Origin of the sequence: Sphingomonas flavalba, from assembly GCF_047553045.1 — a bacterium.
Taxonomy (GTDB): Bacteria; Pseudomonadota; Alphaproteobacteria; order Sphingomonadales; family Sphingomonadaceae; genus Sphingomonas_L; species Sphingomonas_L flavalba_A.
In genome coordinates this window covers 286,205-306,977 of sequence record NZ_CP180208.1, presented here as the reverse complement: position 1 = coordinate 306,977, position 20,773 = coordinate 286,205, and the positions used below count along the sequence as shown (strand labels likewise).

Sequence of the window (20,773 nt, the reverse complement as noted above, 5' to 3'; positions counted from 1 at the left end):
CGGCGCAACGCTCGGGCGCGGGACGGCGGCGATGACACGGCTTCGCGTCGCCGCCGCGCAGATCGCGCTCGTCGATGGCGACTATGCGGCCAACCTCGCCAGCATCGGCGCCGCGGTCGCCACGGCCGGGCCGGATCACGATCTGCTCGTCCTGCCTGAAACGGCAACGAGCGGCTTTGCGTCGCGCGACGATGTCGAGCGACTGGCCGAACCGCTGGACGGCCCCACCGTCGCCCGCCTCCGCGACTGGTCCCGCGCGTATGACCTGACCATCGCCTGCGGCCTTGCGGAGCGCGACGCGGGCCGACTGTTCAATACGGCGGTGGTCGTCGCCGACGGCGCGGTGCAGATCGCCTATCGCAAGACCCAGCTCTGGGTCGGGGAAACCGGCATCTTCACGCCCGGAGACACGTTCGGTTCCGCCGCATGGCATGGCACGCGGATTGGCGCGCTGATCTGCTTCGACGTCGAATTCCCTGAAACCGCGCGCGCGGTGGCGGTGGCGGGCGCGCGGGTTATCGCGGTGTGCAACGGCAACATGGCGCCGTTCGGGCCAAATCACCGGATCGCGGCCTGCGCGCGGGCGATGGAGAACCAGGCATTCCTCGTCATGTGCAATCGTGTCGGGCAGGGGCGCATCGACAGCTTTGCCGGCGGCAGCCTGATCGTCGACCCCGCCGGCCGAATTCTCGCCGAAGCCGACGGGGCGTCGGAAACCCTGCTGTCGGCGGAGATCGGCCTGAACGAGATCGAGACAGCGCGGCACACCTACGACTATCTACAATTGAGGCGCATCGCATTCCCGGCGAAAGCGGGTCCGCCCGGACCCTGACCGACCGGCGGCGGCGCGGCCGCCCGATTTTCGCCCAGTAAGAAAACCGGCAGGATACAAGGCCAATGCACCAACCGGACAACAGGATCGCGATTGTCGGCGCGGGGCATGCTGGCGGCACCGCGGCGGCGCTGCTCCGGCAGCACGGCTGGACCGGCCCGATCACCCTGATCGGCGACGAGCCGGTCCTGCCCTATCAGCGCCCCCCCCTGTCCAAGGCATGGCTGAAGGGGAAGGCGGACGCCGGGGCGCTGGCGCTGAAGCACGACGCCTTCTACGCCGAACGGGCAATCGCCCTGAAACTGGGTGCAACAGTCGCCGGCGCCGACGCGGCCGCCCGCAGCCTGTCGCTCTCGACCGGCGAGACGGTCGCGTTCGACACGCTGATCCTGGCGACGGGCGCCCGCGCTCGCGGCCTGGGCGTGCCGGGTCATGACCTTCCCGGCGTGCTCGCGCTCCGTTCCGCGGCTGATGCCGAACGGTTGAAGACCGCGCTGGCGACGTCCGGGCGGCTGGCGGTGATCGGTGGCGGGTATCTGGGCCTTGAAGTCGCCGCATCCGCCCGCAGCCTGGGGGTGGATGTCGTCGTCATCGAACGCGCGCCGCGCATTCTCGCCCGCGTCGCGTCCGAACCGCTTTCGGCGTTCTTTCAGGATTATCACCAGCGCCGCGACGTCGTTTTTGAATGTGACGCGGAGGTCGCCGCCTTCCACGGCGAGGATGGCGTGCTGCGCGGCGTCGCGCTGGCGGACGGGCGGACGATCGCGGCGGACCTTGCGCTGGTCAGCATCGGTGCCGCGCCAAACGATGCGCTTGCCCGCGCTCTGGGCTGTGCATGCGACGACGGCATCATCGTCGATTCCCGCGCGCGGACATCTGTTCCGGGAATATACGCGATTGGCGACGCCACCCGCCGTCCGCTGCCGCTTTATGAAGCGACCGCCTGCGTCGAGAGTGTGCCGAGCGCGCTCGAGCAGGCCAGGCAACTCGTGGCGGACCTGACCGGCGCACCGGCGCCGGCGCCGGAGGCACCGTGGTTCTGGTCCGACCAGTACGACGTCAAGCTTCAGATCGTCGGGCTACCGATCGGCGTCGCACAGACGTATCTGCGCGGCGACCGGGACAGCGGCCGCTTCGCGATATTCCATCTGGACGCCGAAGAGCGCGTTCAGGCGGTGGAGGCAGTCAACGCGCCCGCCGAGTTCATGTTCGGGCGGATGCTGGTCGCCGACCGCCGACGCGTCAGCCCCGACCGGCTCGCCGATGCGACCATCCCCATCAAGCAATGCCTGGCGCAGGCCACGCAGACCACGGAATGACGGAACGAGACAGCGTGAAGATCACATTCATCGAGTATAACGGCGCAGTGCATGTCGTGGAGGGAGAGGCAGGTCAGTCCGTCATGGACCTCGCCGTGAAGCACGGCATACCGGGGGTGGTTGGCGACTGCGGCGGCGCGTGTGCCTGCGCCACCTGCCACATCCACGTCGATCCGCGCTGGCTGGCCGCGACCGGCGAGGCCGGCGACATGGAGACAAGCCTGCTGGAATTCGCCAGGGACCCCGACGCGAATTCGCGCCTGTCCTGCCAGATTAAGGTGTCGCCAGCGCTGGACGGGCTGATCGTCCACCTGCCCGAAAGCCAGTATTGATCGCGCGGCCGCCCCGGCACGCCGGCGGTCCTTGCAGGCCCATCACCGGCTTTGTAGGCTGTTATCCCGCGATCAGCACGACCGGCAGCATTCGATGACGCAAGGCGCCGAAACGTGAATGCCCCGGCCGACCGGGCGCGCCGCGACGCTTGCAACGCACGGTCCTTCGCTCTGCTTGGCGGGGTGATCGGATCGGTCGGAACCAACGCCTTCTATCAGTCGCTCGGTGAATTCGCGTCCGAGTATCTGGATAGCAAGCGCTGGATGCTGATGCGCTACCGTAAATTCGCGCGGCCGGAAATCATCGTCAACCGCGCCATTTCCCGCCAGACCGCGACCATCTACCTCGACGGGCTGTACCGGCTCGACCCCATACTCCAGATGGTGACGCGCGGCACGCCGCCGCCGGTTACCTCGTTCCGCGAACTGCGGAGCCAGGGGGAGCATGACGCCTCTTATGACGGACTGTACCGGCGCAGCTTCGTCGAGGACGAGCTGATCGTCTTTTCCCCGGACCTTGGCGGCGCGTATCTGGTGCTGACGCTGGGATATCGGGACGCCAGTTTCACACCGGGCGACCTGCATCATGCCGGGTTGCTGCGCGACATTGTGGTGCCGCTCCACCGGCTCCACATCGAACGCAGCCTTGCCCGCGACATCGACACGCCGCGAGAGGACAACCCCACCCGCAAGGCGGTCTGCGACGTCGACGGTCGGGTGCTCCACCGCAGCGCCAACTGGGACTTCCCCGAAAGCGATGTCGTCGATCAGATCATGGCGGAAGTATCAGGCGGCGGCGGTCCGGCCGCGCCGGTGCGGATTGGCGACTATATCCTGCACTGGGACCAGATCGCGGCCGACCATCCGCTGGCGCCGAACGGGCGGGTCTTCCTGCTCGAAAGCCGCAGCCCCGGCTATGTCCAGGGCGATATCGAGGGATCGCTCGCCAGCTTCGCCGAAACCAACAACCTGACGCCGCGCGAGCATGAGCTGATCCGACTGACGATCCGCGGCTATCCGACCAGCGGCATCGCGCAGAAACTGAACCTGACGGTCGGCACGGTGAAAAGTTACAAGCACCGCCTGTACGAAAAGCTGGACATCACCACCGAGCGCGAGGTGCTGTGGCAGTTCATCGCCCATCTGTTCGGAGACGAGCCGGCCGCGTAACGCCCGCGCTGCCCTCAAATCGCCGGCGACATTATCAGAAACGATGGCGGACCCGCGCGCCGAACTGGCGGGGGGTGCCACGGTTCAGATAGCTGAACCCATAGGATTGTAGGCTGACGCCGTAATTGGCGTAGCGCGTGTTGGTGAGGTTGCTGCCCCACAGCTCGAAATCCCACGAGCGCATGTTAAACGATAGTTGCGCGTTGGCGACCGTATAGCCGCCGTCGCCGATGGAAGGCGTGTTGTTGATGTCGAAAAACACGCGCGACTGGTGGCGGGCATCGACGTGCAGGGTCACGCTGCCATCGCCCAGATCGGCCATGGTCCAGTCCGCGCCGACATTGACCGCCCATTTGGCCGCATTGGTTATCTGGTTGCCGGACACGTCGATACCGGCGATCATACCCCGCAGGTATTTCGGGTTAGTGTAACCAAGCGATGCGTTCAGCGTCAGTGCCGACACCGGCCGCACCGTCAGATCCGCCTCAAGTCCCCAGATCCGCGCCCGGTCGACGCGGCGCAGCGGGAAGGTTCCGTTTTCGGCGCTGATCACCTGCTGGTTCTTATACTTGGTGTAGAAACCGGCGAGGTTGAACGTCACCCGTCGATCGAGGAACTGCGACTTGATGCCCAGCTCGAAATTGTCGGCGGTTTCCGGAGGCGCGATCGTCGCGTCGTCGATCAGGAACACGAACGCGTTGAACGCACCGGACCGATAACCCTGCTTGAAGCTGGCATAGGCATTGACGTCGTCGCTCGCCGCCCAGCTCAGCGTCGCCTCGCCGGTAAACCGTTCGAAATTGCGGCGCTGGGCCAGCGGTCCGCCGTCGGCGGGCGCGCCGATCGTCTGGATCAGTTCGGGTGCCGCCGAATCCCCGATGAAGGCGATCAGATCGCTGCGCCGGATTTCGTCGCGGCTGTATCGACCGCCCAGCGCCAGAGTCAGTCCGGGGGTGAGTTCATACTCGCCGCGCGCGAAGGCGGCATAGCTCTGCCGCTTTTGCCGGAAGGCATTGGTCGACACAAAGCCGATACCGCCCCCACCCAGCCAGAAATCGCACTCCGCGCCGCAGCGCGGGTCGGTCATCCACGGATAATAGGATGTCACGAAAATGCTGTCGCGACCGTAGAAGCCGCCGACCAGCCACTGGAACCCCGCGTCGCCGCCGGCCAGCCGTACTTCCTGCACGAACTGGGAAATATCCTTGCCGTCTTCGTAGAGCGGCGCCAGCGACAGCGGCAGGCCGCCCCCCTCCTGGAAACGGATCCATTTCGCCTCGTCATAGGTGGTGACGGATGTCAGATCGACGGCGTCGCCCAGGTTCCAGTCGAGGCGCAGGTTCACGCCGTCCGACTTCAGCTTCTGCGAACCGCGCAACGGCTGGTTGTTCTTGAAGAAACCAAGACCGGCACGGTCGCTGCCCGGCACCGCGGCCAGCGAGGGAAAGCCGGCGCCGGCGAAATCGATGTCGGTGGCATAGGCCGCCGCCGGCGCGCCGGTCGAGCTGGAATGGGTGAAGCGAAGGATAGCCTTGAACGTTTCGCTCGGCTTGAGGAGCAGACTTGCCCGCAGGCCGAAGACATCGGTCTGGTCAAGGTCGCGAACACCCGGAAAGACGTTTTTAATAACGCCATCATCTTTGATGTAGGTGTAGGCGACCCGCACAGCGACCATGTCATCTACAATCGGCGCCTGAATCGCGCCCTGGCTCTCACGCCGGTCGAAATTGCCGTAACCCGCCATCAGATGGCCTTCGGTCGTGAACCCCGGCTCTTTGGTGATGATGTTTACCGCGCCGCCGGTGGCGTTCTTGCCGTAAAGCGCACCCTGCGGGCCGCGCAGGATTTCGATCCGTTCCAAATCGAACAGCGGCATGAATTCCAGCGCCGGCAGTTGCCGCACACCTTCGTCGATATAGACGGCGATCGGGCGGCTCTGGTTATGACTGAAGTCGGTCGAGGAAATACCGCGGATGGTGTAGGCGCCCGGCCCGCCCGCGCCGAAGGGCTGCGCCACCTGGAAACTGGGGACGAGAGCGCCAAGCTGGTTGACGGAAACGACGCTGGCCCGCTCGAGCCTGGCTGAATCGAGGGCTGAAATGGCGGTCGGCACATCCTGAAGATTCTGCGCGCGCCGTTGCGCGACGACCACGATGTCATCGAGGGCGCCGCTGCCTTCCGCGGCGGTGGGGAGCGGCGCTTCCTGTGCCAGGGCGGGCGCGGAAAGTGCCATCAGACCCAGGCCACCCGCAAGAGCCAGGAAAAAGAACGGACATTCCTCCCCGTGTTTCATCGCAGATCCTCCCTAATGATTTTATTTATATTTGAATTTGTAGTATTTTATATAATAAAATTATTATTCTTATCTATTATTTGGATTTTTTCAGGCTAATCACATATTTATTATATAATATTATTTACACAATTTTATATCATGCGAAGTAACATCGAGCAATCTCTTCACATACTATCCATGGTTAGTACTCGACCAACAGAATCACTGTCATATTCCGCCCGGTATCGCCATATCCGCACGGTTGCATTCGGGAGGACAAGCGCGAGACAATGCGCATGGCCCGCCTAACGGGCGATTGCGGCAAGGGACTGCTCGATGATGTCCAGCCCTTCGTTCAAAACCGCGTCACTGATCGTCAGCGGGGGCAGCAGCCGGATCACGTTGAAGCGGGTGCCGCACGACAGCAGGACCAACCCCGCACGCTGCGCTTCCGCGACCAGTTTCACCGCGCGTTCGGCATCGGGCGTGCGCGCCCGGCGGTCGTCGACCAGTTCGAACGCAACCATCGCCCCGCGTCCCCGGACATCGCCGATGAAGGCCATGTCGGGGCGCTCCGCCAGCCGTTGCAGGCGGGCCGTCATCTGCTGCCCGATCGCCACCGCCCGCTGGCAGAGGCCTTCTTCCTCGATGACGTCCAGAACCGCGTTGGCCGCCGCCACCGCAAGCGGGTTGCCCGCATAGGTACCGCCAAGACCGCCGGGCGCCGGCGCATCCATCACGTCGGCGCGACCGACAACCGCGGAAAGGGGAAAGCCGCCTGCCAGTCCCTTGGCCAGCACGACAAGATCAGCCTCGATCCCGGCATGCTCGCAGGCGAACATCCGGCCGGTCCGCGCCATCCCGGCCTGCACCTCGTCCGCGATCAGCAGAATGCCATGCGCATCCGCCAGCGCGCGCAGGCCGCGCAGAAAAGCATCGGGCGCGGGAACGAAGCCGCCTTCGCCCTGCACCGGTTCCACGATAAACGCCGCCACCCGGCCGGGGTCGACATCGACCGCCAGCAAATCTTCGATGCTGGCCAGCGCGGCTTCGGTCGTCACGCCCAGATATTCGTTGGGGAACGCGGCATGGTAGACGTCGGCCGGGAACGGACCGAAGCCGCGTTTGTAAGGCGCGACCTTGCCGGTCAGCGCCATGCCCATCATCGTGCGTCCGTGGAACGCCCCGGAAAAGGCGATGACCGCCGACCGCCCGGTGGCCGCGCGGGCGATCTTCACCGCGTTTTCCACCGCTTCGGCGCCGGTGGTCACCAGCATCGTCTTGGCCGCGCCGCGCACCGGCGCGATCGCGTTCAGCCGCTCGGCCAGGCGGACATAGTCCTCGAACGGCGCGACGTGGAAGCAGGTGTGGGTGAAACGTTCGGCCTGCGCAGCGACGGCGGCCATCACCTTCGGGTGGCGATGGCCGGTATTGTTAACGGCGATGCCGGCGGCGAAATCGACATAGCGCCGCCCGTCGATATCCCAGAGTTCCGCATTGTCGGCCCGGTCGGCGAAAATCGATTTCGTGGCGACCCCGGCCGCCACGGCCCCCTGCTGCCGCAGCCGCAGTTCTTCCGATAGCGTCACATCATTCTCCCCGCCCGGCCGATCCGTTTCCGGCTGCGCGGTGCGAACGATAAGACGCCATCGGCACCTGCCAATCCAACCGTTAGATAGCATTGTTCCCGAAACCGTCGGCCGATAGCCTCGGACACCGTCGCAGCGTGCGCGCCGTTCCGGCCATTGGGAAACTTGTCATCGCGCCCGCATCTCTCGCGAACTGGAGGCGGTTTCGGCAATCCGGGCCAGGCGGCAAGCCAGTTCCGACCTGCGAATGGATAGACATCGAGATTACGACGATCGCGCCCCGGAACAGGACGCGATGATGGCTGGGGCGGCAGGATTCGAACCTGCGCATGGCGGTACCAAAAACCGCTGCCTTACCGCTTGGCTACGCCCCAGCAGGGCCGGGCGCGTCGGCCCGGGCGAAAGCGTCTAGCCGCGCCGGCGCCCGCTGAAAAGAGCGCGCGACACGAAAGCGCGTCAGAACAGCCGGCGCGACCAGCCATGCGGGTCGGGCGCGGTGCCGCGCTGGATCGACACCAGCGCATCGTGCAGCTTGCCGGTGACCATGCCGGGCCCGCCATTGCCGATGACAAAGCCGAAATCCGGTCCCTTCAACTGACCGATCGGAGTGACGACGGCGGCGGTGCCGCAGGCGAAGCATTCGCGCAGCCGCCCGCTTTCCGCATCGGCGCGCCACTGGTCGATACCGTACAGTTCCTCGCGCACGGTCAGCCCTTCGGCCCGCGCCAGCGCGACCAGCGAATCGCGGGTTATACCGGGCAAAATCGTGCCGCCGAGCGGCGGGGTCAGCAACGATCCGTCTTCGAACACGAAGAAGATGTTCATGCCGCCCAGTTCCTCGACCCAGCGGTGCTCCTTGGTGTCGAGGAACACCACCTGGTCGCACCCGTTGCGGGTTGCCTCCGCCTGAGCGATCAGGCTGGACGCGTAGTTGCCGCCGCACTTGGCGTCGCCGGTGCCGCCCGGCCCGGCGCGGCTGTAGGTCGGCGTGGCCCACAGGCTGATCGCCTTGGCGCCGCCCTTGAAATAGGCGCCGACGGCGGACGCGATGACCATGTAGAGATAGTCTGAAGACGGCTTCACCCCCAGAAACACCTCGCTGGCGATCATGAACGGGCGCAGGTAGAGCGCGGCACCGTCGGCCTGCGGAATCCACGCGCGGTCGGCCTCGACCAGCCGCTCGATCGACTCGATGAACAGCGATTCCGGCATTTCCGGCATCGCCAGTCGTCGTGCCGAATGGCGAAAGCGGCGGGCATTCGCCTCCGGCCGGAACAGCTGGGCGCCGCCGTCCGGCAGGCGATAGGCCTTCAGCCCCTCGAAAATCTCCTGCGCGTAATGGAGCACGGACGACGCCGGGTCCATTTGCAGCGGCGCGCGGGCGGTGATCCTGGCATCGTACCATCCCTTCGCGTCCGAATAACGGACGACCGCCATATGGTCCGTAAACACCCGGCCAAAACCGGGATCGGCGATCAGGCCGGCCCGCTCCGCTGCCGACACCGCGTTGGCATTGGGTTCGAAGGTAAATTGCGGCGGCGTATCGCCCATTTGCTGCTCCCGGCTGGTCAGGCGCCGTTACCCGGCGGCAACCGGGTCGCGGCTTGCCCGGACCTAGGCGCGGCCGCTAGAGGCGTCAACATGGTCAGCCAGAGTCCCGCAGCGTCGGCGCTGTTCCTCCGCGAGGCGGAGGTGAGGCGCGGCATCGAACTGATGCATTTCGGGCAGGCGGCGCTGCACCGCGCGCTGGAGCCGGCGCTGGCCGCCGCCGGGCTGGGCCGGGCGCACCAGCGCGCGCTCTATTTCATCGCCCGCCAGCCGGACCTGAGCGTCACCGATCTGCTGCGCCTGCTGGCGATCACCAAACAGTCGCTCGGCCGCGTCCTGGCCGACCTGTCGGCGCAGGGGCTGGTCGAGACCCGGCAGGGCCGCAACGACCGTCGCCAGCGGCTGCTGCGCCTGACCGATGCCGGCCGCGCGCTGGAATCGCAGCTGTACGAGGCGATGCGCAGCCGCCTTGCCGCCGCCTATGCGGAGGCGGGGCAGGACGCCGTGACCGGCTTCTGGCGGGTGCTGGAAGGGCTGATCCCGGAAAGCGAGCGCGCCCGGCTACTCAGGCTCTGACCGCCTCTGCCGCCATCTCGGCATTGCGGCGGGCGGCGGCGGCCAGCGTTTCACGTAGCAGCGGCAGCAGCCCGCCCTCGGCGTCGAGCACATCCAGCCCCTTACGCGTCGACCCGCCGGGGCTGGCGACGCGATCGGCCAGCTTGCCCGGCGTCTCGTCGGAAGCGGCGGCAAGCAGCGCGGCACCCTCGACGGTGGCGATCGCCAGCCGCGCCGCCTGGTCCGCCGGCAGGCCCAGCTCCGCCCCGGCGGTGGCGAGCGCGCCGACGAAGCGGAACAGGAAGGCCGGCCCGCTGCCCGACAGCGCGGTGACCAGATCGAACTGCTCTTCGTCGGCGATCCATTCGACCAGCCCGAGCGGCGCCATCAGCGCCGCCGCCGCGTCCCGCGCCCCGGCGTCCGCTTCCGTGCCCGCATGCAGCCCGACAACGCCCTTGCCGATCGCGACCGGCGTGTTGGGCAGCGCGCGGACGATCGCCCCGGCGCCGGGGAAATAATCGCGCAGGGCGGCAACGCGCGCCCCGGCAAGGATCGACACGACCAGGCTGTCCGGCCCCACCACCGCCGCGACGTCGGCGGCGACGTCGGCCAGCTTCTGCGGCTTGACCGCCAGGATCAGCGTGCGCGGCGGCGCCTCGCCCACCGGGATCGCCGTGACCACGCGCACCCCCGGCGCGACCGGCTGGCCGCTTGGGCGCACCACCGTCACCGCCGCCGGGTCCAGCCCGGCCGCGATCCAGCGCGTCAGCATCGCGCCGCCCATGTTGCCGCAGCCGATCATCCACAGCGGTGTCATCGTTTCATCCAGTGTCGTCATCACTCACCCTTATAATCGGCCAGCGCGAAATTCATCGGGAATCCGGGCTTTCCCGTTCAACGGATGCGGCCATACACCGCATCCGCGTGCAAAATTTCCTCCGAAGCGGCGCAATCTTTCGCCGCCGCCGCCAGCGCCTAGCAAAATATTACGAAATCCGCCGTTAAACATGACGAGACGGAGAAACAGTGATGGCGATGCGCGAGAGAGGCGACAGCGTGACGACAAACAGGCCCGGCGACCGACGTACCAACCGGCTGATCCACGCCGTCCGTTCCATGCTGGGCGGCGACGATGCCGACGCAGACGCGCCGGACCAAAGCGGCCGCGACCTGTTCGAGCGGATCGGCGTATTCCTGTTCACCAATCAGCTGGAACCACTGCCCAGCCATTACGAACTGGCCCATGCCTATTGCCTCGGTTCCAATCGCCGGCTGCGCTTCGCCGTCGACCGGGCGATCGCGCGCGACGGCCGGCTGACCGACGAAGTGGCCGAGGCGATCCTGGCCGAAACCCGCAGCGAATTGTCAGCCGAGGCGCTGTCCAAGCTAATCGACGAAGCGCAGCTTGGCCTTGCCAGCATCGCCGGCGTGGTCAAGCAATCCGGCGCCGATGCCCAGGCCTATGGCGAAGCGCTGGAGGACAAGGTTGCCGGCCTGTCCCGCGAAGACGGCGCAGAGGGTGGTGATCAGAGCCTTGCCGCGCTGGTCTTCCTGACCCGCGCGATGATTGAGAAGACCCGCGATGCAGAACGCCAGCTGCGCCAGACCGACAAGCGGATATCCGCTTTGCGCAGTAGTCTTGTCGAAGCCCAGCGGGTTGCGGAGAGCGATCCGCTGACCGGTCTCGCCAACCGCCGCGCATTCGAAAGCCAGCTCGCCCGCGCCGTCCACGCCGCGCGCGGCAACGGCGCTCCACTGGCGCTGGCGTTCTGCGACATCGACAATTTCAAGAAGATCAACGACACCCACGGCCACGAGGTCGGCGATCGGGTACTGAAATATGTCGCCCGTTTGCTGTCGGACATCTCGAACGACGCCTGCCACGTCTCCCGCCACGGCGGCGAGGAGTTCGTCATCCTGTTCGAAGGCAAGACCGCCGATCAGGCATTCGAGGTGGTCGACGACGCGCGCCGCACCCTTGCCGCGCGCCGGCTAGGCCTCAAGGATTCGGGCGATCCGATCGGCCAGGTCACCTTCTCCGCCGGCGTCGCCGAACTCCACAATGACGAGAACGGCCGAACCATGTTGCGCAACGCCGACACCGCGCTCTATCGCGCCAAGCGTCATGGCCGCAATCAGGTGCTGATGGCGGAAGGGTCCGGCAGCGGCGGATAACCGCGCCCGCGGCGGTTCAGGCCTCGCCCTGCGTCTCGATCAGCGCGGCGTCGATCGCCTCGCGCGGGCTTTTGCCGCCCCACAGCACGAACTGGAACACCGGGTAGAAGCGCTCGCATTCGTCGATCGCCGCCTCGACCAGCGTTTCCGCCTGATCAAGCTCCAGCGTCGGGCCGTCATTGCCGGAAAGCAGCGCGGCGTGACGAAACAGCAGGATGCCGCTGTTCGCCCACAGTTCGAAATGGCCGAGCCATAGCTGTTCGTTGACCAGCCCGATCGCCTCGTACAGCGTCGCGCGCTTGTCGTCGGGCACGCGGATGTCGGGCATCGCCAGGAACTGGAGAACGCGGTCCTCTTCCCGCCACACGCCGCGCAGCTCGTATTTGCCCCAGCTGCCCTGGACATGGGCGACGATCTCGTCATCGCCGCCACGGTCACAGCTCCAGCCACGCGCGCCGAAATAATCCTCGAGCATGTCGATCGGGGCGGCTTCGTCGCCCGGTGTGTCCTCGAATTCGTCCAATGTCATTCGGCGTCAATCGCCCCGTTTCGCGCCCGCCGCTTAGCTGACGCGATCGCGGCCGCCGGGCAAGCCCGCTGCGGAAAAAGCTGTGGATAAGCGGTGAGGCGTTTGTGCATGATCGGAAACGGCCTTGCCCGCAAAAAAGCAGGCGGGACAGTCAGGCTCCCTTGCGCGGCGCCCGCTTCGGCACAGGCTTCGTGCCGCCCGCCGCCGCTTCCAGCGCGTCGAGACGCGCGCGGAGCGCGTCCGCCTCGTCGCGGGCTGCCGCCGCCATTGCTTTCACAGCCTCGAACTCGTCGCGGCTGACGAAATCCAGCCCGCCGATCCATTCGCGCGCACGCTCGCGCGCCGCCGCCTCGGCCTCGCGGCCGACGCCGGCAATCGTCCCGGCGAAACCGTTCACGACCTTGCTCAGGTCCTCGAACAAGCGATTTTCGGATTGCATCGCGATCTCCTTCAGACCTGTATGTTGGTAGAGGCGGCCGGCTCGACAACCTCTCCCGCCCCTGGATTCATCCGGTCGATGCTGAAATTCAGCGCGGCGGCGAAGGCGATCCACATGATATAGGGCAGAAACAGCCAGCCGGCGATCGCCCGCACCCGGCCGAACTGGGCACCAGTGGCAACGGCGGCGGCGAGCAGCGCGACAATCAGCCAGAAGGCCGCATCGACCTGATGCAGGCGAAAGAATAGCGGCGACCAGGCCAGATTCAGCGCCAGCTGGACAACGAACAGCGCGATCGCCAGCGCGCGCCCGGCGGCGCCGCGCGCGTTCAGCACCACCGCCAGCGCGATGCCGATCAGCGCATAGAGGATGGTCCAGGCGACCGGGAACAGCCAGTCCGGCGGCATGAACGCCGGCAGCGCCAACTGCTGGAACCAGTAGCTGTCGGTCGTGGAACCGGAAAATTTCGCCGATGCAAAACCGAGTAGAACCACCCCTGGCACCGTCACCAGCGCGCGACGGAGCAATGCCATGCGTATCTGCGACCGCGACGCGATTTCCCCCATGTCAGCCCCTCCGCCTGCACAACTGCTGCACATATGCGCGACGCCAAGGCGCCACCCCTGGCGACGGGGCTACCGGCGACACCCCCCCTTGGCAAGCGCCGAGCGCGCGCGCCGCTGTCCCGTTTTCTGCCGTGGGCAGGGAAGTCGCCCGGTGCGACGGCGGCTTCAGGCGGCGTCGCGCTCCGCGATCAGCGCCATGATCTCGGCGCCCAGTTGCAGGTCGGGCACATGACCGAACGCCTGACGGCGCAGACGCCCATGCCGGTCGATCAGGATCAGCGTCGGCGTGCCTTCCATGCGGTACGCGGCCATCGTCACCGGCATCCCGCGCCCCTCGGGCGCGGGGCGGTCGATGCCGACCGGGAAACTGTAGCGATATTCGCGCAGGAACGCCTCCAGCGCCGAACGCGGGCCTTGCGCCTCGTGGTGCTCGAACACGGTGTGCAAGCCGAGCACCGCCACGCCCATCCGGCTGAATTGTTCATGCACCCGCGCCAGTTGCGGCAACGCCATCTGCGCGCAGCCGGGGCACAGCATCTGAAACGCTTCCGCCACCACCACCCGGCCGCGAAGCGCGGAAAGGCTGAGCGGTTCCGGCGTGTTCAGCCATTCGGTGACGTCCAGTTCCGGCGCGGGGCGAAAATCCGCCATGTCCCTCTCCCTGCCCGGCAGCGGGCAATCACGGCTCGACGGCGAACACCGTCGTGTCGACATAGCGCTCGGCAGACGGATCGAACAGCGCCTCCGTCTCGAAGGTCTGGCTGGTCAGCGCCAGCTCGCTCAGTCCGGCGAGCTTGAACGCGCCGAGCTTGATTTCGCGCGGAGGGCGGCCGTCACGTTCCACTGTCACCGCGTCGACGAACAGGTCGTCGTGACGGGTGTAAAGGATGTGCGGCGCCAGCTTGAACGCGGTGCGGTTGTACGTCGCCATGATGCACTTGCGCAGCGCGATCGCCTCGAGCAGGAGCTTGTTCGGTTGCATGAGTCGAGAATGGCCGATCGCCGTCGCCGGATCAACGATTTTTGTGCATCGCAACATTTCGTTGCGACGAGTTGCCGGGTCCAAGGGGCAACGGCGCGGCCGCCGCTCAGACGCCGTCGTCCCCGTAATACAGCTCGCCGATGCGAATCTCGTCGCGGCCCTGCGCGACCCGATGGGCGTTGGTGTCGCGCAGTGAATAGACGCAGCCGCAATATTCCTGCTGATAGAAATGCTCACGCTTGGAAATCTCGATCATCCGGCTGGCGCCGCCGCCCTTGCGCCAGTTGAACGTCCAGTAGGCGATGCCGGGATAATGCGCCGCCGCCCGCTCACCGCAATCGTTGATCTGCGCCATGTTCTTCCAGCGCGATATGCCGAGCGAACTGGTGATGACCGGAAAGCCGTGCTCATGCGCGTAAAGCGCCGTGCGCTCGAACCGCATGTCGAAGCACATCGTGCAGCGGGCGCCACGCTCCGGTTCCCACTCCATGCCCTTGGCGCGCCTGAACCAGTTGGTGGTGTCGTAATCGGCGTCGACGAACGGAATGCCGTGCTTCTCGGCGAAGCGGACATTCTCCTCCTTACGGAGAAGATACTCCTCCTTCGGGTGGATGTTCGGATTGTAGAAGAAGATCGTGTAGTCGATGCCGCTCGCGGTCATCGCTTCCATCACCTCGCCGGAACAGGGCGCGCAGCAGCTGTGCAGCAGCACCTTGGCTGCGCCGTCCGGCGGGGTCAGGATCGGGCGCTCGACATCGCTCATCGCGCCGCTTTAGCCGTGGCGGCGGACGGGCGAAAGCCCCGGTGGCCAACCAGCGGCACCGGACGCTGTTGACCGCCGTTGGCGCGGTGCCTATAGGCCGCCTCCGCGCAAGCCCGACGGGGCGGAGTAGCTCAGCTGGTTAGAGCAGCGGAATCATAATCCGCGTGTCGGGGGTTCAAGTCCCTCCTCCGCTACCAACAAAAATCGACTTATATCAATATCTTAATTGCTGACAGGCGTGCCGATTGAGCGCCGCCATATGTTGCTTGGCGTTGCGTCATTTCTCTCGGATTTCCGCCGTTTCTGAATGAGTGCCGGCGGCTACATGCAACACGGATGCAGCATGGCCGCTCGCCGCCCAGCCTGTTTTTCGGTAAATTCCAAAAAAGGTCACCCAGCCAAGCGCGACTGCAGTCGTCACCATATGGTGACGCGTCGCAAGCCTCTTGCCCGGACAATTTGTCCGGCCGAGCCAGCATATGGATATCCATACGCTGGCGCCGAATTGTAGATACGAAAACCTGTTGACGTCATGGGTTATTGTATCCACAATAACCATATGGACATTGAGTTCGATCCAGCGAAAGACGCCATTAACCGCGACAAGCATGGCATCTCACTGGCGCGCGTCGCCGACATGGAAGACGCGATCGTCGTCGCCGATGATCGGTTCGATGAAGCCCGGTTCCGCGTTTACGGCCGCATCGACGGGACCTGGCATTGCGCCGCTGCCACCCTGCGCGGGCCAGACGGTGTGCGCCATCAGCCTACGCCGCGCCCACGCCAAGGAGGTCAGACGCCATGCCTAAGAAGCCCGTCACTTTCGACCACGACAACCCGGAATGGACCGAGGCGGATTTCGCCGGGGCCCGCCCCCTCGACGAATATCCCGAACTGGCCGCCGCCTTCCCCAAATCGAAGGGCGGGCGCCCGCGCGGGTCCAACAAGGTGCAGGTGTCGCTCCGAATCGATCGCGACATCATCGCGAAGTTCAAGGCCGCTGGCCCCGGCTGGCAGAGCCGCATGAACGAGGCCCTGCGCCGCGCGCAGGGTTGAAGCCGCCGGAAGCTCGCCAGCCAATTCAGTTGTGGACGTATGTCCACAACTGGTGCGGCTGCCTGCCGATCGGCGACGCGTTCGTCCTTGAGCGGCGCAGCGCTTCTTCCAGCACGCACACGACCATGTCGCGATTCACGCCTCAGGCGCCGGCGGCACCGGCCAGGCGCTTGAGGCGGGTCGGTTCATGGATCGCAACGGTGCGCCGGCCGCTCAGGGCAATCACGCCGCTGGCCCGCAACAGCGTCAGTTGCCGGCTGACGGTTTCAATGGTCAGACCAAGCACATCGGCAATCTGGGCACGGCCCAGCGGCAGATCGAAGACATAACCGGCGGCCGCGGGCGCGCCGGGGCGGCGCGGCAGGCGGTTGCCCAGTTCCAGCAGGAAGCCGGCGACCTTTTCGCCCGCGCTGCGCCGGCCGAGCGTCAGCATCCGCGCGCGGGCATCGTCGAGCGCGGCCATCGTCCGCTGGAGCAGCAGCCGTTCCAGCGCCGGATAATCGGCCAGAACCTCCACGAACCCCTCGCGCGGATAGACGCACAGGCTGGCATCGGTCAGCGCGGCGAAGGTCAGGCTCGCCTCCTCGACAAAGGGCTGGCCGACGAAATCGCCGGGGAACAGCAGGCCGACGATCTGCTCGCGTCCGTCGGCGGTCGCCGTCGCCATCTTTAGCACGCCGGTGACGATGTTGGCGCAGACGGAACTGCTGTCTCCGGCCCAGATCAGCGTCTGCCCGCGCGCCAGCGGGCGGCTCCGCCCGATCGCGCTCAGCGCCGACAGTTCATCGTCGGCGAGGCTGGCGCACAGCGCCTGATCCCGCACCACGCAGGCCGCGCAACGCTCGTCCAGATGCGGTTCCACATAGCCCATGCCGCCTCATGCCAGATCGGCCATCGCTTGTCAGCGCCGGCCCGGTCATAGATTTGATCCAGGTCAAATACACCGCCGCCGGCTTGGGCTAGGCGTCAGCCGCCCAATCGCCTGAAACGACGCGTAATTGGGCAGCGGAGCGATGACGAGATGGTCTCTGAACTGACAGTCGCCGAGCGCGAACGCGCGATGGGGATAGCGGGCCTGCTTGCGCTGTGCGGCATGATCATGGCCATCGGCGGCAGCAACGACCCGCTGGGCGTCCACGGCTTCATCGTGCTGCTTTACGCGATCGTGATGCTGTTCGTGGTCGCGTCCGGCTATTCCGCGCCGGAACCATCCGAGTCGCGGCTGCGCAGCTATTACGACAGCCCGACCAAGGCCGGCATTGTCATCGCCATGGTCTGGGCGGTGTTCGGCATGTTCGTCGGCGACTGGGTCGCCTGGCTGCTCGCCTATCCCGAACTGACGTTCGACGCGGCATGGGCCAGTTTCGGCCGGCTGCGCCCGGTCCATACCACCGGCGTGATCTTCGCCTTCGGCGGCAACGCGCTGATCGCCACGTCCTTCCACGTCATGCAGCGCACCTCGCGGGCGCGGATGCCGGACCAGCTCAGCCCGTGGTTCGTGCTGATCGGCTACAACCTGTTCTGCATCCTCGCCATTTCCGGCTATTTCATCGGCATTACCCAGTCGAAGGAATATGCCGAGCCGGAATGGTATGCCGACATCTGGCTGGTCATCGTCTGGGTGACCTATTTCATCCTCTACATCCGCACGCTGATGCGCCGCAAAGAGCCGCATATCTACGTCGCCAACTGGTATTATCTGGCGTTCATCCTGGTCGTCGCCATCCTCCACATCGTCAACGGGCTGGCGGTGCCGGTGTCGTTCCTCAGCGCCAAGAGCTACTCGCTGTTCTCCGGCGTGCAGGATGCGATGACCCAGTGGTGGTACGGCCACAACGCCGTCGCCTTCTTCCTCACCGCCGGTTTCCTCGGCATGCTTTACTACTACCTGCCGAAGCGGGCGGAGCGGCCGATCTATTCCTATCGCATGTCGATCGTCGGCTTCTGGGGCATCACCTTCTTCTACATGTGGGCCGGGTCCCACCACCTGCACTACACCGCGCTGCCGCAGTGGGTGCAGACGCTGGGCATGACCTTCTCGCTGACCCTTCTGGTCCCGTCGTGGATCGCGGCGGCGAACGCGCTGCTCACCCTGAACGGCGCGTGGGACAAGGTGCGCGACGACGCGACCCTGCGCTTCATGATGATCGCGGCGGTATTCTACGGCCTGTCGACCTTCGAAGGGTCGTTCATGGCGATCCGTGCGGTCAACTCGCTGTCCCACTATACCGACTGGACGGTCGGCCATGTCCACGCCGGTGCACTCGGCTGGGTGGCGATGATCATCTTCGGCGCCTTCTACGCCACGGTGCCATCGCTGTGGAAACGCAAGCGGATGTATTCGCCGGCGTTGGTGGAAGTCCACTTCTGGCTCGCCCTGGCGGGGACCCTGGTCTACGTTTTCGCGATGTGGAACTCGGGCATCATTCAGGGCCTGATGTGGCGCACCTATACCGAGAGCGGGACCCTCGCCTACTCGTTCACCGACTCGCTGGTCGCGATGCACCCCTATTATATCGCGCGGGCGATCGGCGGCCTGCTGTTCCTGCTCGGCGCGATCGTCGGCTGCTACAATATCTGGATGACGATCCGTCAGGGCGCGGAGGAATCCGGCGCCACCGGGCAGGAAACCCCGTTGCCGGCGGCGCCGGCGCCCAGCCTCCAGCCGGCGGAATAAGGTCCCATGTTCTCCACCCACTACAAGCTTGAACGCAAGTCGATCGGCCTCGCCCTCGGCATCATGCTGGTCGCCAGCATCGGCGGCCTGGTCGAGATCGCACCGCTGTTCACCATCGACGACACGGTTGAGGCGGCGCCGGACATGCGGACCTACACCCCGCTCGAACTGGCGGGCCGCAACATCTACATCCGCGAGGGCTGCTACGCCTGCCATTCGCAGATGATCCGCACCCTGCAGGATGACGTCGAACGCTACGGCCCCTATTCGCTGGCGGTCGAATCCAAATACGATCATCCGATGCAATGGGGGTCGAAGCGCACCGGGCCGGACCTCGCGCGCATCGGCGGCAAGTATTCGGATGCCTGGCAGGTCGCCCACCTGATCAACCCGCGGGACGTCGTGCCGGAATCGGTAATGCCGGCCTATGGCTGGCTGGCCCGCAACCGGCTGCGTACCGACGACCTCGGCAAGCATCTGGCGGCCCAGCGCACGGTCGGCGTGCCGTATACCGACGCGCAGATCGCCAATGCCGAAGCCGACGCGCTGGCCCAGGCCAACCCGGACGGCGATGGCGTCAGCGGCCTGACCGAGCGTTATGGCGAGGCAACCCATGTCCGCGCCTTTGACGGCAACAAGCCGGTGGTGACCGAAATGGACGCGCTGGTCGCCTATCTCCAGATCCTCGGCAAACTGACCGACGCCGCGCACAAGCCGGCGCCGGCAACGGCGGAGGCGCCCGCGAAATGATCTTCGACCACCATATCCTGGTCGGCTTCTCCAAGTCGTTCGGACTGTTCTACCTGATCGGCCTGTCGCTGGCCGCGCTGACCTATGCGCTGTGGCCGTCGAACCGGGAAAGGTTCGACCGCGCCGCCAACGCCATTCTCGAGGATAGTGAGGACACACCGTGTCTGTAGGCGAGCGCGATCCGCTGACCGGCCACATGACCACCGGTCATGAATGGAACGGCATCAAGGAACTGAACACTCCGGTGCCGTGGCCGGTATGGTTCTTCCTGATCGCGACAGCGCTGTTCGGCATCGTCTATTGGGTGCTGATGCCCGCCTGGCCGACGGGACGCAGCTATACCAAGGGGTTGCTCGGCGCCGATGCCCGCAGCGCGGTCACCGAAAAGGTCAGGCAGGCCCAGCTCGAACGCTCCGAATGGACGCGCCGGATCGCCGGGCTGAACTACGCCGCGATCCAGGCCGACCCGCAGTTGATGCAGGCAGTGCGCGAGCGCGGCCACGCGCTGTTCGGCGACAATTGCGCCGCCTGCCACGGCGCCAATGCCAGGGGTGGGCCGGGCTATCCCGACCTGACCGACCAGGACTGGCTATGGGGCGGCACGCCGGACGCGATCGCGCACACCATCGCCTTCGGCATCAACAACGGCCATGCCGAAGGCCGGGTCAGTCAGATGCTTGCCTTCGGCCGCGACCAGATTCTGACCAACGATCAGGTGCTCGCGGTCACCGACTATGTCCGCTCTCTGTCCGATCCGGCGGTCGCCAAAAGCGCGGCCCGCTCGGTCGCCGCGGGGAAGGCGGTGTTCGACGCCAACTGCACCGTCTGCCACGGCGACAACGGGCGCGGCAACCAGGCGCTCGGCGCACCCGACCTGACCGACAAGGCGTGGATATTCGGCGGCGACGCCAACGCGATCTACACCAGCATCCACGGCGGTCGTCAGGGCGAAATGCCGGCCTGGAACGAACGGCTGAGCGATACCGATCGCAAGATCCTGACGCTCTACGTGCTCGATCGGTCGGCAGCCAAATGAGCCTGTCACGGCCCGTGGTGCTGGCGGTGCTGGCGGTCGCGGGCCTGGTCCTGCTCGCCGCCAACGGGCACATGATCTATGTTGCGCTGACCACCCAGCCGGATTGCGTCGCCCATCTTCGCGCCGACAGCGCGGGGCCGACGCCAGGCCGCTTCGCCGCGGCCAAGCCGTCATGCTGAT

General features: G+C 66.0%; 25 protein-coding genes, 2 tRNA genes and 1 pseudogene. 13 read left to right on the top strand and 15 right to left on the bottom strand.

The window, feature by feature from the left end; all coding sequences use genetic code 11:
- Nucleotides 1–31 precede the first annotated feature (31 nt).
- The 4 genes from ACMT1E_RS01525 (at nucleotide 32) to ACMT1E_RS01510 (ending at nucleotide 3,653) form a co-directional block, all read left to right on the top strand.
- On the top strand, nucleotides 32–832 hold the full coding sequence (locus tag ACMT1E_RS01525; protein WP_414901793.1) for a nitrilase-related carbon-nitrogen hydrolase: 801 nt from the start codon (nucleotides 32–34) through the stop codon (nucleotides 830–832).
- 65 nt (nucleotides 833–897) lie between these two features.
- The gene (locus tag ACMT1E_RS01520; protein WP_414901792.1) at nucleotides 898–2,151 is read left to right on the top strand and encodes an NAD(P)/FAD-dependent oxidoreductase; all 1,254 of its coding nucleotides are present in this window, start codon (nucleotides 898–900) and stop codon (nucleotides 2,149–2,151) included.
- 14 nt (nucleotides 2,152–2,165) lie between these two features.
- Nucleotides 2,166–2,483 carry a 2Fe-2S iron-sulfur cluster-binding protein gene (locus tag ACMT1E_RS01515; protein ID WP_414901791.1) on the top strand — a complete coding sequence of 106 codons (318 nt, stop codon included), beginning with the start codon at nucleotides 2,166–2,168 and terminating at the stop codon, nucleotides 2,481–2,483.
- A 114-nt stretch (nucleotides 2,484–2,597) separates the two neighbouring features.
- Nucleotides 2,598–3,653, top strand: coding sequence for a helix-turn-helix transcriptional regulator (locus tag ACMT1E_RS01510; protein ID WP_414901789.1), 1,056 nt, complete (start codon nucleotides 2,598–2,600; stop codon nucleotides 3,651–3,653).
- A gap of 34 nt (nucleotides 3,654–3,687) precedes the next feature.
- On the opposite strand, the gene ACMT1E_RS01505 is transcribed toward ACMT1E_RS01510, so the two are convergent.
- The 5 genes and pseudogenes from ACMT1E_RS01505 to ACMT1E_RS01485 all read right to left on the bottom strand — a co-directional run bounded on the left by ACMT1E_RS01505 (nucleotide 3,688) and on the right by ACMT1E_RS01485 (nucleotide 9,068).
- On the bottom strand, nucleotides 3,688–5,328 hold the full coding sequence (locus tag ACMT1E_RS01505) for a TonB-dependent receptor (protein WP_414903243.1): 1,641 nt from the start codon (nucleotides 5,326–5,328) through the stop codon (nucleotides 3,688–3,690).
- 177 nt (nucleotides 5,329–5,505) lie between these two features.
- A pseudogene (locus tag ACMT1E_RS01500) lies at nucleotides 5,506–5,886 on the bottom strand (TonB-dependent receptor plug domain-containing protein); the annotation flags it as partial.
- 347 nt (nucleotides 5,887–6,233) lie between these two features.
- Nucleotides 6,234–7,517, bottom strand: a complete 1,284-nt coding sequence (gene gabT / locus ACMT1E_RS01495; RefSeq protein ID WP_414901788.1) for a 4-aminobutyrate--2-oxoglutarate transaminase — start codon at nucleotides 7,515–7,517, stop codon at nucleotides 6,234–6,236.
- Between the two features lie 299 nt (nucleotides 7,518–7,816).
- Nucleotides 7,817–7,891 (bottom strand) — tRNA-Gln (locus tag ACMT1E_RS01490).
- 82 nt (nucleotides 7,892–7,973) lie between these two features.
- Nucleotides 7,974–9,068 (bottom strand): branched-chain amino acid aminotransferase, encoded by a 1,095-nt coding sequence (locus ACMT1E_RS01485; protein ID WP_414901787.1) that lies wholly within the window; start codon nucleotides 9,066–9,068, stop codon nucleotides 7,974–7,976.
- 90 nt (nucleotides 9,069–9,158) lie between these two features.
- Here ACMT1E_RS01485 and ACMT1E_RS01480 point away from each other — a divergent pair, with 90 nt between their 5' ends.
- Nucleotides 9,159–9,641 carry a MarR family winged helix-turn-helix transcriptional regulator gene (locus tag ACMT1E_RS01480; RefSeq protein ID WP_414901785.1) on the top strand — a complete coding sequence of 161 codons (483 nt, stop codon included), beginning with the start codon at nucleotides 9,159–9,161 and terminating at the stop codon, nucleotides 9,639–9,641.
- Here ACMT1E_RS01480 and proC read toward each other — a convergent pair.
- Nucleotides 9,631–10,458, bottom strand: coding sequence for a pyrroline-5-carboxylate reductase (proC, locus tag ACMT1E_RS01475; RefSeq protein WP_414901784.1), 828 nt, complete (start codon nucleotides 10,456–10,458; stop codon nucleotides 9,631–9,633). The genes ACMT1E_RS01480 and proC overlap by 11 nt on opposite strands.
- 218 nt (nucleotides 10,459–10,676) lie before the next feature.
- Here proC and ACMT1E_RS01470 point away from each other — a divergent pair, with 218 nt between their 5' ends.
- Nucleotides 10,677–11,795 carry a diguanylate cyclase domain-containing protein gene (locus tag ACMT1E_RS01470; RefSeq protein WP_414901783.1) on the top strand — a complete coding sequence of 373 codons (1,119 nt, stop codon included), beginning with the start codon at nucleotides 10,677–10,679 and terminating at the stop codon, nucleotides 11,793–11,795.
- Nucleotides 11,796–11,811: 16 nt separating this feature from the next.
- Here the strand turns inward: ACMT1E_RS01470 and ACMT1E_RS01465 are convergent, their stop codons facing one another.
- The 6 genes from ACMT1E_RS01465 to ACMT1E_RS01440 all read right to left on the bottom strand — a co-directional run bounded on the left by ACMT1E_RS01465 (nucleotide 11,812) and on the right by ACMT1E_RS01440 (nucleotide 15,074).
- Complete coding sequence (locus ACMT1E_RS01465; RefSeq protein WP_414901781.1) at nucleotides 11,812–12,324, bottom strand: YbjN domain-containing protein; 513 nt, start codon at nucleotides 12,322–12,324, stop codon at nucleotides 11,812–11,814.
- A 151-nt stretch (nucleotides 12,325–12,475) separates the two neighbouring features.
- Nucleotides 12,476–12,763, bottom strand: a complete 288-nt coding sequence (locus ACMT1E_RS01460; RefSeq protein ID WP_414901779.1) for an accessory factor UbiK family protein — start codon at nucleotides 12,761–12,763, stop codon at nucleotides 12,476–12,478.
- Nucleotides 12,764–12,774: 11 nt separating this feature from the next.
- Nucleotides 12,775–13,329, bottom strand: coding sequence for a TspO/MBR family protein (locus ACMT1E_RS01455; RefSeq protein WP_414901778.1), 555 nt, complete (start codon nucleotides 13,327–13,329; stop codon nucleotides 12,775–12,777).
- Between the two features lie 165 nt (nucleotides 13,330–13,494).
- Nucleotides 13,495–13,980, bottom strand: a complete 486-nt coding sequence (locus ACMT1E_RS01450) for a peroxiredoxin family protein (RefSeq protein WP_414901776.1) — start codon at nucleotides 13,978–13,980, stop codon at nucleotides 13,495–13,497.
- Between the two features lie 28 nt (nucleotides 13,981–14,008).
- On the bottom strand, nucleotides 14,009–14,311 hold the full coding sequence (locus tag ACMT1E_RS01445) for a hypothetical protein (protein ID WP_414901774.1): 303 nt from the start codon (nucleotides 14,309–14,311) through the stop codon (nucleotides 14,009–14,011).
- Nucleotides 14,312–14,417: 106 nt separating this feature from the next.
- Complete coding sequence (locus tag ACMT1E_RS01440) at nucleotides 14,418–15,074, bottom strand: epoxyqueuosine reductase QueH (RefSeq protein ID WP_414901773.1); 657 nt, start codon at nucleotides 15,072–15,074, stop codon at nucleotides 14,418–14,420.
- Between the two features lie 120 nt (nucleotides 15,075–15,194).
- Here ACMT1E_RS01440 and ACMT1E_RS01435 point away from each other — a divergent pair.
- A tRNA-Met gene (locus tag ACMT1E_RS01435) sits at nucleotides 15,195–15,271 on the top strand.
- Between the two features lie 80 nt (nucleotides 15,272–15,351).
- Here the strand turns inward: ACMT1E_RS01435 and ACMT1E_RS01430 are convergent.
- Nucleotides 15,352–15,684 (bottom strand): hypothetical protein, encoded by a 333-nt coding sequence (locus tag ACMT1E_RS01430; RefSeq protein WP_414901771.1) that lies wholly within the window; start codon nucleotides 15,682–15,684, stop codon nucleotides 15,352–15,354.
- A 6-nt stretch (nucleotides 15,685–15,690) separates the two neighbouring features.
- Complete coding sequence (locus tag ACMT1E_RS01425; RefSeq protein WP_414901769.1) at nucleotides 15,691–15,837, bottom strand: hypothetical protein; 147 nt, start codon at nucleotides 15,835–15,837, stop codon at nucleotides 15,691–15,693.
- A 38-nt stretch (nucleotides 15,838–15,875) separates the two neighbouring features.
- Here ACMT1E_RS01425 and ACMT1E_RS01420 point away from each other — a divergent pair, with 38 nt between their 5' ends.
- The gene (locus ACMT1E_RS01420; protein ID WP_414901768.1) at nucleotides 15,876–16,130 is read left to right on the top strand and encodes a BrnA antitoxin family protein; all 255 of its coding nucleotides are present in this window, start codon (nucleotides 15,876–15,878) and stop codon (nucleotides 16,128–16,130) included.
- Between the two features lie 142 nt (nucleotides 16,131–16,272).
- Here the strand turns inward: ACMT1E_RS01420 and ACMT1E_RS01415 are convergent, their stop codons facing one another.
- The gene (locus ACMT1E_RS01415; RefSeq protein ID WP_414901767.1) at nucleotides 16,273–17,001 is read right to left on the bottom strand and encodes a Crp/Fnr family transcriptional regulator; all 729 of its coding nucleotides are present in this window, start codon (nucleotides 16,999–17,001) and stop codon (nucleotides 16,273–16,275) included.
- Between the two features lie 150 nt (nucleotides 17,002–17,151).
- Between ACMT1E_RS01415 and ccoN the strand changes: the two genes are divergently transcribed.
- The 5 genes from ccoN to ACMT1E_RS01390 are packed head-to-tail and all read left to right on the top strand — an operon-like array spanning nucleotide 17,152 to nucleotide 20,772.
- Nucleotides 17,152–18,807: a cytochrome-c oxidase, cbb3-type subunit I gene (gene ccoN / locus ACMT1E_RS01410; protein WP_414901766.1), complete on the top strand. Its 1,656-nt coding sequence runs from the start codon at nucleotides 17,152–17,154 to the stop codon at nucleotides 18,805–18,807.
- Nucleotides 18,808–18,813: 6 nt separating this feature from the next.
- Entirely contained in the window at nucleotides 18,814–19,557 is a 744-nt protein-coding gene (ccoO, locus tag ACMT1E_RS01405; RefSeq protein WP_414901764.1) for a cytochrome-c oxidase, cbb3-type subunit II, read from the top strand.
- Nucleotides 19,554–19,727 (top strand): cbb3-type cytochrome c oxidase subunit 3, encoded by a 174-nt coding sequence (locus tag ACMT1E_RS01400; protein ID WP_414901763.1) that lies wholly within the window; start codon nucleotides 19,554–19,556, stop codon nucleotides 19,725–19,727. Before ccoO ends, ACMT1E_RS01400 begins: the two co-directional genes overlap by 4 nt.
- On the top strand, nucleotides 19,718–20,593 hold the full coding sequence (gene ccoP, locus ACMT1E_RS01395) for a cytochrome-c oxidase, cbb3-type subunit III (protein WP_414901762.1): 876 nt from the start codon (nucleotides 19,718–19,720) through the stop codon (nucleotides 20,591–20,593). The genes ACMT1E_RS01400 and ccoP overlap by 10 nt, the downstream gene beginning before the upstream one ends.
- Nucleotides 20,590–20,772, top strand: coding sequence for a hypothetical protein (locus ACMT1E_RS01390; RefSeq protein WP_414901761.1), 183 nt, complete (start codon nucleotides 20,590–20,592; stop codon nucleotides 20,770–20,772). The genes ccoP and ACMT1E_RS01390 overlap by 4 nt, the downstream gene beginning before the upstream one ends.
- Nucleotide 20,773: the final 1 nt, after the last annotated feature.